General features: G+C 44.4%; 14 protein-coding genes. 9 read left to right on the forward strand and 5 right to left on the reverse strand.

Features of this window, described 5'->3' with window-relative positions; all coding sequences use genetic code 11:
- Positions 1-48 precede the first annotated feature (48 nt).
- From PY364_RS09070 to PY364_RS09105, 8 genes are all read left to right on the forward strand, one after another.
- Positions 49-879, forward strand: coding sequence for an A24 family peptidase (locus PY364_RS09070; protein ID WP_275521968.1), 831 nt, complete (start codon positions 49-51; stop codon positions 877-879).
- Between the two features lie 66 nt (positions 880-945).
- A complete protein-coding gene (locus PY364_RS09075) occupies positions 946-1,164 on the forward strand; it encodes a DUF2007 domain-containing protein (protein ID WP_275521951.1) in 219 nt (72 codons plus the stop codon).
- A 107-nt stretch (positions 1,165-1,271) separates the two neighbouring features.
- Positions 1,272-2,228, forward strand: coding sequence for an acetyl-CoA carboxylase, carboxyltransferase subunit beta (accD, locus tag PY364_RS09080; RefSeq protein WP_275521952.1), 957 nt, complete (start codon positions 1,272-1,274; stop codon positions 2,226-2,228).
- A gap of 145 nt (positions 2,229-2,373) precedes the next feature.
- The gene (locus PY364_RS09085; RefSeq protein ID WP_007353013.1) at positions 2,374-2,565 is read left to right on the forward strand and encodes a hypothetical protein; all 192 of its coding nucleotides are present in this window, start codon (positions 2,374-2,376) and stop codon (positions 2,563-2,565) included.
- Positions 2,566-2,614: 49 nt separating this feature from the next.
- Complete coding sequence (gene psbV / locus PY364_RS09090; protein ID WP_275521954.1) at positions 2,615-3,100, forward strand: photosystem II cytochrome c-550; 486 nt, start codon at positions 2,615-2,617, stop codon at positions 3,098-3,100.
- 153 nt (positions 3,101-3,253) lie between these two features.
- Complete coding sequence (gene psbV2 / locus PY364_RS09095) at positions 3,254-3,757, forward strand: photosystem II cytochrome PsbV2 (RefSeq protein ID WP_275521956.1); 504 nt, start codon at positions 3,254-3,256, stop codon at positions 3,755-3,757.
- 140 nt (positions 3,758-3,897) lie between these two features.
- Positions 3,898-4,239, forward strand: a complete 342-nt coding sequence (locus PY364_RS09100) for a c-type cytochrome (protein ID WP_275521958.1) — start codon at positions 3,898-3,900, stop codon at positions 4,237-4,239.
- Positions 4,240-4,434: 195 nt separating this feature from the next.
- Positions 4,435-5,130, forward strand: a complete 696-nt coding sequence (locus PY364_RS09105) for a rhomboid family intramembrane serine protease (RefSeq protein ID WP_275521960.1) — start codon at positions 4,435-4,437, stop codon at positions 5,128-5,130.
- 451 nt (positions 5,131-5,581) lie between these two features.
- Here PY364_RS09105 and PY364_RS09110 read toward each other — a convergent pair whose 3' ends face one another.
- From PY364_RS09110 to PY364_RS09130, 5 genes are all read right to left on the reverse strand, one after another.
- On the reverse strand, positions 5,582-7,894 hold the full coding sequence (locus PY364_RS09110) for a tyrosine-protein kinase domain-containing protein (RefSeq protein ID WP_275521961.1): 2,313 nt from the start codon (positions 7,892-7,894) through the stop codon (positions 5,582-5,584).
- Positions 7,863-9,422 (reverse strand): polysaccharide biosynthesis/export family protein, encoded by a 1,560-nt coding sequence (locus tag PY364_RS09115; protein ID WP_275521962.1) that lies wholly within the window; start codon positions 9,420-9,422, stop codon positions 7,863-7,865. Before PY364_RS09115 ends, PY364_RS09110 begins: the two co-directional genes overlap by 32 nt.
- Positions 9,423-9,426: 4 nt before the next feature.
- Positions 9,427-10,128 (reverse strand): cyanoexosortase B system-associated protein, encoded by a 702-nt coding sequence (locus PY364_RS09120; protein WP_275521963.1) that lies wholly within the window; start codon positions 10,126-10,128, stop codon positions 9,427-9,429.
- 281 nt (positions 10,129-10,409) lie between these two features.
- Positions 10,410-11,282 (reverse strand): cyanoexosortase B, encoded by an 873-nt coding sequence (crtB, locus tag PY364_RS09125; RefSeq protein WP_275521964.1) that lies wholly within the window; start codon positions 11,280-11,282, stop codon positions 10,410-10,412.
- 117 nt (positions 11,283-11,399) lie between these two features.
- The gene (locus tag PY364_RS09130) at positions 11,400-12,542 is read right to left on the reverse strand and encodes a DegT/DnrJ/EryC1/StrS family aminotransferase (protein WP_275521966.1); all 1,143 of its coding nucleotides are present in this window, start codon (positions 12,540-12,542) and stop codon (positions 11,400-11,402) included.
- Positions 12,543-12,698: 156 nt separating this feature from the next.
- Between PY364_RS09130 and PY364_RS09135 the strand changes: the two genes are divergently transcribed.
- Positions 12,699-13,025 carry a hypothetical protein gene (locus tag PY364_RS09135; protein ID WP_275521967.1) on the forward strand — a complete coding sequence of 109 codons (327 nt, stop codon included), beginning with the start codon at positions 12,699-12,701 and terminating at the stop codon, positions 13,023-13,025.
- Positions 13,026-13,135: the final 110 nt, after the last annotated feature.

The following is a 13,135-nucleotide window of genomic DNA, read 5'->3' on the forward strand; positions in this document are numbered from 1 at the left end:
GCGGTGACTTTACCGCCCAGAGGGCGGCGTTACGTAATTACTTTCCCAATGGAAATACTCACCGCTCTGCCTTTTGCCTTAATTATATTTGTACTAGGAGCCTCGATTGGCAGTTTCCTCAATGTCGTAGTTTATCGACTACCAGCAAAATTGTCGGTGCTGTGGCCGCCGTCTCGCTGTCCTCAATGCTTACATCAACTCAGACTCTCCGAAAATGTACCCGTATTTGGCTGGCTGTGGCTGCGGGGGCGGTGTAAGCACTGTCGAAGTCCTATTTCTGCCCGCTATCCAATTGTAGAAGCAGCAGCGGGTCTGATGTTTTTGCTAGTTTTCTGGAGGTTCGGGATAACGCTAGAAACTTTGAGTTACTGGACATTTTTTAGCTGGCTTTTAGCTTTATCTCTAATTGATTTAGACACCATGACTCTTCCTAATGCCTTAACTCGGTCAGGATTGGTTCTCGGTCTGGTTTTCCAAGCATTAAATGGTTTATTGCCCACATTTAATCTAGCAGTTGGGATCGATCGTCTAGTATTAACGGGTGTTATCGGTGCAGTTGTTGGTCTTTGGTTATTTGACATCATTGCCTTAGCGGGTTCCCTTGCCTTTGGACAAACAGCGATGGGAGCGGGAGATACTAAACTAGCTGCGATGATGGGAGCGTGGTTAGGCTGGAAATATTTGCTACTAGCTGGGTTTCTAGCTTGTGCTGTGGGTGCATTTGCAGGTGGAGGTGCGATCGCATTGGGGTGGCTTGGTCGCCGGCAACAGATGCCCTTCGGGCCATTTTTGGCTCTGGGTGCGGTGTTAACAGCTCTTTGGGGAGAGATGATAATATCTACTTATTTGCGGTTATTTTTCCCTAATTTTAGCCTCTAATTAAGTATGTTTACTCAGATAAATAATTGGCAGATAGGCTAGTCCCTTAAATTGGTAAGATAATTTGTGTCTTGGATTACGCTAAAAACTACTAGCTTCCGCTGGGAAGCCGAATTGATGGAGCAGTTACTTGCTGCTCATCAAATCCCGGCTCGGATTGTGGATTTGGGCTTAGCATCCTATCTAGGAGCTGGGAGTGCAACAGCTTTGCAAGTCCGAGCGCAAGATAAGTGGGCGGCCTCGCTCCTGATCAGTCCGATTGAGGAAGATCCAGATAATGGTTAACAGATAACAGATAACAGTTAACAGTTAACCGTTAACAGTTAACAGATAACAGTTAACCGTTAACCGTTAACAGTTAACAGATAACAGATAACAATTACCAAGTTTTAATGTCTTTATTTGATTGGTTTGCAGATCGACGAAAAGCAGTGCCGAATTCTGAACAACGGCCCGAACGGGAAATTGCGGACGGGCTATGGATTAAATGCGAAGCTTGTGGGGCGCTCACCTATGCCAAGGATCTCCGGGCAAATCAAATGGTGTGCTTAGAGTGCGGCCACCATTTGAGAGTATATAGCGAGGAACGTATCGAGCAGTTGATCGATGCGAATACCTGGAAGGCAATCGATTGGGGATTGTGCGCGACTGACCCGTTAAAGTTTCGCGATCGCAAACAGTATAGCGATCGCCTCCGTGAAACTCAAGAAAAAACAGGCTTAGTAGACGCAGTACAAACCGGACTGGGCCAACTAGAAAGCTTACCCATCGCCCTCGCCGTCATGGACTTCCAGTTCATGGGAGGGAGCATGGGTTCAGTAGTGGGAGAAAAAATCACCCGCCTAATCGAACGCGCTACCCTCGAAGGCTTACCCGTAATTATTGTCTGTGCTTCTGGTGGTGCCAGAATGCAGGAAGGAATGCTGTCCCTGATGCAGATGGCAAAAATTTCTGGAGCCTTAGAACGCCACCGAGAAGCTAAACTGCTCTACATTCCAGTTTTAACTCACCCGACAACTGGCGGCGTAACAGCTAGCTTTGCAATGTTGGGAGACATTATTATTGCAGAGCCAAAAGCAACAATTGGCTTTGCTGGCCGCCGGGTAATCGAGCAAACTCTGCGGGAAAAACTGCCCGAAAATTTCCAAACTGCTGAGTATTTACTGGCTCAGGGTTTTGTAGATGCGATCGTACCTCGCACCCAGTTAAAGAAAACTTTAGCTCAGCTAATTCGCCTTCACCAGCCGCAGCCACAAACCAGTTCCACCTCTAGTGTGGCGGAAGGCTACAATCCCAGCGATCCCCACGTTACACCCGGACATAGCCCTAGCTTTGGGCGATCGCCCTAAAACTGGCGATCGAAGCAATAGCAGCTAGTTGGTAAAACGGCTTCTGGGTGGGATGATATTGATTGTGAGTTAACAACTGCTTTATCTCCAAAGAATCCCATCCTTATTTAGGGATGAGAAAGTCAACTGTCAGCAACCAATAATTATGGGTTTTGCAGACCTGTCGATTGCAGAAATAGCAGTGGATTACAACGTCCCTGTAGAAGATGTACTGCGGTTGTGCGACGAGTTGGGAATTGCCTACAAACACCCGCGAACCCGTTTGGCTTTAGAGGATGTCAAGGCAATTATTTCTAAACTCGATCGAGGCCGTGACTCAGAACCTATTGCAGATTGATCCATTCTGTGTAAAGGGTTCAATAACTAACCTGTTTTTAGGGAGAACCATGCTTAAAAGATATTTCATTGCTGTTGTCACTGTATTCTTGACATTTCAGATTTTTGTCGGCGGTGCCCTTGCTGTCGAACTCAGCGAAGAGGTTCGTACAGTTCCTCTGAATAACAGCGAAACTGTGGTGCTAAGCCTCAAACAAGTTAAAGAAGGCAAACGCTTATTTAACTCAACTTGCGCTCAATGCCATGCGGGGGGAGTGACAAAAACTGACCCGAATCTGAATTTGAGTCCTGAAACCTTAGCTTTGGCAACACCGCCGCGCACTAATATAGAAACGCTGGTGGAGTTCATGAAAAACCCGAAGACGTTTGACGGGTTTACCGAAATTTCTGAGTTGCACCCTAGCACTAAAAGTGCAGATATTTTCACTGAGATGAGAAATCTCACGGATGATGACCTTTATGCGATCGCAGGTCATATTCTGTTGCAACCGAAGATTATCGGTACTCAGTGGGGTGGTGGCAAAGGAGCTCGTTAAAGGATTTTAGATTTTAGATTTTGGATTTTAGATGGTGAGATTGTTTACGGACTTCAAAAATTGATGGGGTTCGGGATTAAGCTTCTATCTAAAATCTAAAGTCTAAAATTGTTTGGCCCTAGATTCAATATCACATTTATATAGCTCGCCCTCATGCTACGCCGTAGTGTTTTAGTTCGTTATCTGTTGGGAATTTTAGTGAGTGGTTGGCTGCTATTGATTGCGGCCCAACCTGTCCGAGCTGAGGCTTTAGATTCTTATGTGGTTCGGTATTTACAAGCCAAAGAACCTATTGAGCTAGAGCTAAACGGGCAGGGTGAGACTCGCTTATTTTCTGCTGAGGATTTATCGGCGGGGAAACGCCTGTTTGGTCAAAATTGCCTGAACTGTCATGTAGGGGGAGCGACACTGCCCAATCCAATGATATCTCTGTCTTTGACAGACCTCAAAGCTGCAACCCCTCCCCGCGACAATGTTAGCAGCTTGGTAGCTTTTTTGAGAGAGCCGATGAGTTACGACGGCAGTGAGGAAAGCTATTGGTGCCGACAGGTACCGGAGAGTTGGATGCCCCAGGAGGAAATAGAAAATTTGGCTGCTTTTGTACTTAGGGCGGCTCAAAAGGCTCCGGGATGGGGTGTGGACAGTTTTGAGAATTGAAATGGGTTAGAAAAAGGTCGCGATCGCTATTGTGAGTGCATTGCACAGGTAAAATAGTTTGGTCGAGATGGTTTGATGTTGGAAAGTCCCCGTTACAGCGAGAGCTGGAGGGGAGAAAATGTTACTAGAGGAGAACTCCGTTGAAAAGAATCTTATCGATTGCCCTGTTCGCGATCGCAATATTTACCCTCGGTTTTGGTCGCCCTGCATTGGCAGAGGGAGATATTGCTAGTGGATCGAAAATTTTTGCCGCTAACTGTGCTGCTTGCCACATCGGCGGCGGTAATGTCGTGATGGCTCAAAGAACCTTGAAAAAGGAAGCTTTGGAGAAGTTCGCGATGAACTCTCTAGAAGCGATTACCACTCAGGTGACAAATGGCAAAAATGCGATGCCAAAATTCAAGGGTCGTTTAAGCGATCAACAAATTGAGGATGTGGCTACCTATGTGCTTTCTCAAGCTGAAAAAGGCTGGAAAGGCTAAATTGGTTTGTCCTAGTTAGCTAATGCTCTAATGACTTAAAACCCCTTTGCATAAGAGGGGTTTTTTATCAAAAATATAGCAAATCCTGCTTTAATATCGGGTTGATTCTTCAACTTAATCATCCCTTAGAAAGGAGACATCGGCGCTACAAATAGGTTATCTTTGTTGCCAAACTTTAATCGAGAGGAAAAGCCTGTGGTTCCCTTACGCGATGAAAATCCCACCACTATTACACCTTATGTCACCTACGGGTTGATTGGTGTTAATATCTTGGTGTTTATCTACGAAATCACTTTATCCGGCAATCAATTAACTCAATTCTTCTACTCTTGGGCGGTTGTTCCTTGTCAGCTTACTGATATCTGTCAAGTGTCAATACCAGCCTCTCCGTTTCCAGAATGGGTGACATTAATTACTTCCCAATTTTTGCATGGAGGATTTCTGCACGTAGCCGGGAATATGCTATTTTTGTGGATATTTGGCAACAACGTAGAAGACCGTTTAGGTCATGTTAAGTTTATCATATTTTACCTAGCTTGTGGTGTTTTGGCTTCGTTAACGCAGTGGTATTTCTCCTCTGGCTCTGCAATTCCTTCCTTGGGTGCTAGCGGTGCGATCGCGGGTGTTATGGGAGCTTATATTCTCAGATATCCTAAAGCTAAAGTTCTGACATTAATTCCGTTGGGTATATTTTTTACGACTGTGCGAATCTCTGCTTTCTGGTTTTTGGGATTTTGGTTTTTGCAGCAAGCTTTTTACGGTATCGCTTCGGTGAATGCCCCGGCAAATATTGGTATGGAAGGCGGGGGAATTGCTTACTGGGCACACGCTGGGGGATTTGTATTCGGAGCTTTACTTGGCCCTCTGTTAGGATTGTTTTCTGAAGATTGATTAAGGGTTAGTAATGGCTAATGGCTAATGGCTAATGGCTAATGGCTAATGGCTAATGGCTAATGGCTAATTGCTAATTGCTAATGGCTAATGGCTAATTGCTAATTGCTAAGTAGTTGGACAAAAATAAATAATGTCATTGCGAGCCAAGCGAAGCGCGTCAAGCGAAGCGCGTCAAGCGAAGCGAAGCAATCTGAGGCGCGAAGCGTTGCGAGGTACGAAGCAATCTGAAGCAATCTGAGGGTGTTGCGAGCGAAGCGAAGCAAACTAATCCCGAAGCAATCCCAAAACCCTGCGTTGGCGTAGCCTGCCCGAAGGGCTTATGCTTCACTTCACTTCGTGACCTTCGCTTCGGACATGGCTGCGTTTATTTATGTCCAACTACTTATTACCTTATCTCCCCTATCCTCCCCATCTCCCCCTCTCTTCCTCTTTCCCTAGTCCCTAGCCCCTAGCCCCTAGCCCCTTCTTTGCTAATTCCCTTTGCCTTCTGCCTTCTGTTTGGTTTTGACATTTGCTTTGATTTCACTTCCGTAGCAGCATCAGCAAAGTGTACAAGGGGGGTATCTATTTCCTCAATCTGATGGGGAAAGTCAACGGAAATATCAGCACCATTAACGATCGCTCCCAAAAGTCGCGGCCCTACTTTGTTTAGCTCTTCATCTAATTCTGTCAACCGATCGGTTATTTCAGCTAATATTTCGGAATTAGTATGACCTTGTCTTGTGACTAAAACTATACCGTCAGTGTAGGGTTCCAAGGTTAGTGCATCGCTGTATTCACTCAAAGGGGGAGAGTCTATAACTATAAAATCAAAGCGGTGGCGAACTTCTGTAAGCAGCCGTCGGATTTCGCTGGATTCGAGTACAGCAGCGGCTTGTCGCAGGGGGCCTGGACTGGGGATTACAAATAGGTTTTCAATGGCTGGGACGAGGCGAATGCACTCGCAGAGATCGCCGTAGTAACGTAGGGGTTCAATAGAATTAGCGGGATCGGTAGCGACTTTCAAAAATTGTACCCAAGAGGGCGATCGCAAATCTGCTTCGATTAATAGAGTCCGCTTACTAGCACGAGCCGAGGCGATCGCTAAATTGTAAGCGGTAAAAGTCTTACCTTCAAGAGCAGTAGCAGAAGTAAGTATTACCAGCTTCGGGGGTTTTTCTCCAACGCGGCGTAGATTGCTGCGGAGTTTCTCGTAAAAATCTAGATAGGGAGAATTAAGTTCGATCGCGATCGGCATATCTTCTCTACTGGAGTCAAGGGCGATCGCAAAAGGTAAAACTCCCAACACTTCCACCTCCCTTTCCTCCAAAGCCGAGCGAATTTCTTCCCAGGTTTGGAACTTCCCACTCAGCATCCCTAGTAAAAATATGACTCCGCCGCCTAGCAATATTCCCATAAATCCTCCCACCGCCAAGATCGCAGCTTTACTTTTGGGAGTTGATTTGATATTCTCAGTTTTTGCTAACTGAGAGATTCTCAAAGAACCTGTTGTCTCCGTTACAGCCGCCTGAGCATCCACCAGAGCCGATTGCATCTTATCGTAGAGAGTCCTCTTCAGCGTTACTTCCTGTGAGATGCGTGCTTGTTCTAACTGTTTATTAGGAAGTGTTGCGTGTTCTCGCCGCAGTTGTTGTTCCGTTTTCGCAATGCCAATAAGTTGCTGTTGTAGCATCTCCCGCTGAGTTTGCAAATTAATCAAATTTTTAGCCAATTCTTGTCTGGCTGGATCTAAAGCAGAGTCTACTCGAATCTTAGCCGCAGTTAAGGGTGCAGCTACTCCGTTGCCTCCAAGTACCTCAGCCGCTCGTTGCTGTAACTGTTGATCGAGTGCTTGTTTAGTGTTGGTTAACTCGACTACTTTCGGGTGTTCGTCGCGAAAATCCAGGCGAAGCAATTGTAACTGAGATTCAATATCGAATAGTTGCGATCGCAGTTGAGCAATAATTGGGTCAGCAGCCAGAGCTTGAGCAACGTAAGCTTGATCCGCATTCAATCCCAATCGCTCTTCCAGACTTTTAATTTGAGCATTAACGCCGTCTAGCTGAAATCCGATCGTCCGCTGTTGCTGTTGTGCGGTGGCGATCGCTTGAGGTATAGCAGCGGTCTGAACTGCCAAAATAGATGCTCCCTCTCGCCTCTCGTAGGCTTGGAGTTTTTCTTCAGCAGCTCTGAGATCCTGAATCACCTGTGGTAAACGGTTGTTAATCTGAACGATTGTCTCTCGCAGTATAGAGGTATTAATTAACTGGCTCTGTTTAACCATTTGCACCATTACCGCATCTACAATTTGTTCTGCTCTCTTGCGATCTTTATGTTTGTAAGAGACTTCAATTCCAGCACCTTGGTCGTTTGGTTTCGGCATCTTGACTTTCACATTTGTTGTCATTTTTTCGACGGAAGCCTTTACTTCTTTTGCTGCTGCTTCGATTACCTTTTTGTCCAACAGCATTTTTTCTGTTACTTCCTGCCCCTGCTTTTGAATATCAGTAGCAGTAGTTGAAAAAATCGCAGGAGGGCGGTGATAGCTCAGAACACCTATAGCAGTGTAATCCGGTTCTGCTTCCGGCCGAGTGGCTATTATTCCCGACGCGCCCACAGCGGCAGCAAAAGTAACTAATCCCACCCATTTGTATTGCTCGAAAGCAATCAGATAACGTTTAACTATTACTGGAGTCATAGGAATTGGTAATTGGTAATTGGTAATCGGTAATTGGTAATTACCATAATTTTTATCGGCCCGAACCGCCACTTGAAGGCCCAAAGAGATTTTGTGCTCCTGTTCTTAATTGCTCAAAGAAAAGAACGAATCCCAAAACATCACGGAATGGTCGAGTAGCAGTATTGATAACATAGCTAATTCGCTCTACCAAATTGCGACCAATCACAATTACATCGTTATCTTCCAGTAAGGGGTTCTGAGAAGCATCGCCTTGTAAAGCAGCCTTAGCATCTAGTTTTTGACTAATGGCTATAGCTTGCTCTCGATCGAAGCGAAATAGGGCAATTTTTCGGAGGTCAGCAGTATTGAGAGGCACGCCATTAAGAGCATCTAAAAACCTACTACCATTTTGTATATAGAATGAAGTTAGCCCACCACTAGCGTAGCTCAAAACTCGCACATAAATCTGGGGCTTAATCAGAGTGGACTTAGCAATTAAAGCGCGGTTGTAATCTTGCTCTTTACCTGCTTCTATTTCTGGAACAACGATCGCATCTCCATTTTGCAAAGGGAAATCGAACAACTCGGTAGCATTTACTAGGGGAGTGTACAAATCAATTGGTTCTTCCACTGTAGAACCATCAACTAATGTCCGCCGCACTCGCACTTCCCGCAAGTCAGCTTTCAAAGTTGCGCCCCCCGCAGCGACTAAAGCGGCAGAAATCCGCCCCGAACCGGCGGGTAAAGTATAAAAACCAGGCTTACTTACCTCTCCCGCAATTGTGACTTGTACGGGCCCTTGGGCCGCCGCTAGACTGTATCTGGCGGCCACATCGCGGTCGGACTTGCGATCGGCTGTGACTTGTTGGTAAGGCACGATAATGGCATCTCCGTCTTCTAGACGCAAATCGGGCGGCGCGATACCAGTTTGTAGGGGTGTTAGTAGGTCAATTTTTTGTTCGGCGATCGCACCATTAGCTAAAGTGCGGCGCACCAGTATCTCCCGCAAGTCAGCAGTGGAGGTAGTACCGGATGCTGCGAAAAGGGCAAAGGAGATTTGAGGAGTTTGTAGGGGATAAAAACCAGGTCTGGCGACTTGACCTGTGACTGTGACGGTTACGGGACGCTGAATTATCAGGGAGACAGCAACATTGGGGTTTTTGATAAATCTGTTGAGGCGATCGCGGATAACTTGCTGTGCTTGTTCGACAGTGAGACCCCGCAAATTCACCGCCCCGATTAGTGGTAGCACAACTAATCCTTCTTGACTAATTGGCCCTGTAATACCCAAATCTGAGAATCGCTGAACTTGAATAGAAATTTGATCTCCGGGGCCCAAAAGATAGGCGCGGTTGCGAAATGCCGGATTGATTTCAATCGGAGGATTTATATTAACAGGAATCTCCTGTTTTTGCTGTGTTTGTGGCTCTTTAAGGGCAGGTAAACTCGGCAGATTTTGGCTCACCACTTCAGCGAAAGCGCCCTGCTGAAATTTGATATTTATTCCACAGAATATGGTAGTAAAAGAAAAACCCCAAACTGCTGAGTAAAAGCTTGCCAGGGAGAAAGCAATTCTCTTTTTTATTTTCAAGTCTAGATTGGGGATTTTTGAGTTATTTTTTAGTTTCATAATTCTAAAATCGTAGAGCTTCTTTCATTAAAGCTAACTGGACATTTTGACCTAAAGTTGTTGCCAATGGTCGAGCTTTCTCAATATCTGCGAAAGGTTCAATAGGAATTAAAATAGAAACAGCCACCCAGGGAACGCGGCGATTAAATAACTGTGCCTTGCGGTCTTCCCAAAACCAAATACTGGGTGTAGCAGAACCCCCATTTGGTTGAGCATACCACTGCAAAACAGCAAAGGTTTGTTTTTGATCCCAGCTTCGGAAGAATTGGGCGCTGACTGAGATTTTTTCGGACTTTTCGGGTATTACTTTTGTTAAGTCTACTGTAAAATTGAGTGTTCGGTAGGAGTCGGTTTTCCACTTATGAAATCCGTTGAGATCAGTCCATTCTACTTGAGGCTGATCTTTATGGTCATTTTGGGTAAGTAGTAGCAAAAGCACAGTTGTGCTGTCATTTTTAAGTTCTTGAACTAACCATTTGTGACCGCCAATAGGTATATTTCTGGGTATGGGTCTTTCCCAGCCGGGGATTGTTAACCCTTCGCGTCGCACAATTCTCAATTGCTTTAGTGTTGCAACTTGCGGGGGTTTCATCCAAGGCAAATGTCCTGTCAAGTAGCTAGGAATAGCTCCAGCAGTAACGAGTATAAGTAAAAACAAGAGTACCGCAATTTTTGATAATTGATGTGGTTTGAAAAAGTGGAACATAATCAGCAATTAAAAATCAAAAGTTAAAAGTTAAAAATGTGTTAATCTTGAAATAAGGCAGGCTATTTTACTTGTTTTTAGTGCGAAACACAATTGCCAGTTAGGCAATATATGTTGCAGAAAATTTAAAGGATTTGACGAATTCTAACAACCAATAGCTAATAACTAACAACTAACAATTATAGCAACCGCCAAGACGGTTAGGACACTCGCTCATGGCTGAAGCCATTGATTCTCTCCCCCTATTCCCCTATTCCCCTAGCCCCTAGCCCCTAGCTATACTATTCAAATTTGCTTGGTAAATACTTTTCCATTCCATTAAGTATAAGCACCAACATACCTAACATACAAGCTGAATACAAATCTCCTCCCCATCCTGCGTGAAGCCAAGCAAAAGCTTTTTCTTGACCAGTACCGTAAAACAGGGTTAACAAAGTGTTTCGCAGAATATTGGAACTGATACTGATGATTATAGCAAAAGACAAAAACAAAATACTTCTCTTGCGAGAGTTCCAAACTCCTGTCCAATGCAATAGCATTAAACTGACATAAAGACTGGTAAACAAAATTTTCAGCCCTGCACAGTGGGGGGCAACTTCAACGATTTTACCACTGACATATAAATGAATATTTTCGACTGTAACATCTAAACCAAGTTGGGTCAAAATGAAACCTGCTGTTGTTGCAATGAAATGCTGCAATGGCAAGGCGTAAGGTTCAATGAGATAGGGTATATAATTAGGCGTTGCCAGCAGAATAAATAGCAGCGGTATTCCTTGTAACTTTAACCCTGGAAATCCTTTTAAAGATAAACAGATTCCTGCTAGTATGACCGGAAAAGATAAATTCACTAAGTCGCTCAAGCCGCTGAGATAAAATATCCCTGCTATTGCCAGTAAAACTGCTCCCAAAGGATGAGATGAATCTGGCAATTTATTCCAGCGATGGCGATGTATACAGGCAATATAAAGAGCGTAAGGTAGACCAATTAAACCATGACTAAAATATTCGTGTTCTATGCCAATAGTTTTGTTCAACCAGCCATCGTACCAGTGGATTATTAGCGGAGCATAAAGTATCGCTAATAGTAGGATAAAAGCTGCGGTAAAAAAGTATCTTTCGAGAGCAATAGAAGATTTTTTTCTGATTTGCATGATTTTCGTTTGTTAGTTGTTGGTTGTTAGTTGTCATTGCGAGCGAAGCGAAGCAATCGCCATACTTTGAAACTACTTCGGCTTACCAATTACCAATTACCAATTACCAATTACCAATTACCAATTACCAATTAAAGATTTAATCCCTCCAACTACCTGCTCAATCTGAGTTTGTCTCAGTCCGGGATACATTGGTAATGATAAAATCTGTTTGCAGAGCATTTCTGCATTAGGGAAATCGCCTAAATTGCCTAAGTTTAGATAGGCGGGTTGGAGATGGCAAGGTATGGGATAGTGAATTCCTGTTTGAATGCCATTAACTGCGAGTTTTTCCTGAAGGATATCGCGGGTAAGGGAACATTCCTCTGTCACCCTGATTACGTATAGATGATAAATATTACCATTGCCACTCTGGTTTTGAATAGGGAAGATACCTTTTTTTTTCAGCGGCTCTAATAGTTTATTATAATGTAAAGCTGCTAAATTGCGATCGCGATTCCAATTCTCTAAGTATGGAAGCTTAACATTGAGGACGGCTGCTTGCAAAGTGTCGAGTCGGCTGTTGCTTCCTAGTTCCGTGTGCAAATATTTCTGTGATGCACCGTAGTTACGAAAAATTAGCATTTTTTGTGCTAATTCTGTATCGTTGGTAACTAGCATTCCCCCATCGCCAAAGGCTCCTAAGTTTTTGCTAGGATAAAAGCTGAATGCTGCTGCTTTGCTAAATGAACCTGCACGGTAATTTTCTCTTTGTGCTAAGTGTGCTTGGGCGGCATCTTCAAATATTATTAAGTTGTAGGTTTTGGCAAGGTTAATAAGTTGATTAGGCGATACCATTTGCCCGTAGAGATGCACGGGGATAATTGCTTTGGTTTTGAGGTTTATGGCTTTTTCTGCTGCTGTTAGGTCAATAAGAGCAGTGTCAGGTTCACAATCTACTAATACTGGTGTCGCTTTGGCCCGAAGAACGCCGATGATGGTAGCGATAAAGGTGTTTGCTGGGAGGATGATTTCGTCACCAGGGACGATACCGCAAGCTTGAAGTCCCAGTGCGATCGCATCTGTGCCACTTCCGACTCCGATGCCATATTTTACGCCGCAAGCTGTGGCAAATGCTGATTCAAATTCGGCGAGTTGTTGGCCGAGAATGAAGTCTCCTTTCTGGATGACTTGTGCAATTGCTTGTTCTATTTGGGTTTGGATGGGTTGATGTTGGAGGGAAAGGTCAACAAAGGGGATTTTTGTTGGGTTGTTAGTCATACATGGTGTTGATGGGTCATTTATTTATAGGACTTACGCAACTGGCACAAGCGATAGTCATAATTTATATTAAATCTTCTTCCCAAATTATCCCCTAAAATAAGGAAAGTCGAAAAGCGATCGCCGTCCCCACCTCCGTAGTTATAAACTAAATCTATGAGTGAAATTCGTTTAAAACTAGCTGAATATCTCCAATACCGCTGCTTAACTCCTGAAAAGTTGATACAAGCTGTTGGTACAGATAGTTCGCCTGCAATGATTTACCAACTGGTAAAACATGGCAATGAACAGCATCAAATCGACCTATCCACTCTTGCAGCCATTATCCAAGGATTAGGAAAACTAACAGGATTGGCGGTTGGTATAGAAGATGTGCTGGAATTTGTACCCGAAATGACTGACAAAAAAAATAATCCTTGGCGAGAATTTGATAGTGAAGAAGAAGACCTCCCTTATGAGTGGGGAGAAGTGCGATTCGTTTAACCTAAAATAAGCCGAAAAGCTTATGGGACGGTTAGCCTAGCTGCTCAGGCAGTTAGTGACAACTGGTTACATTTGTAGGTGAGGGTTCAGCCCAAATCCTACCCCTCAAG

Source organism: Kamptonema sp. UHCC 0994, assembly GCF_029167235.1.
Classification (GTDB): Bacteria; Cyanobacteriota; Cyanobacteriia; order Cyanobacteriales; family Microcoleaceae; genus Kamptonema.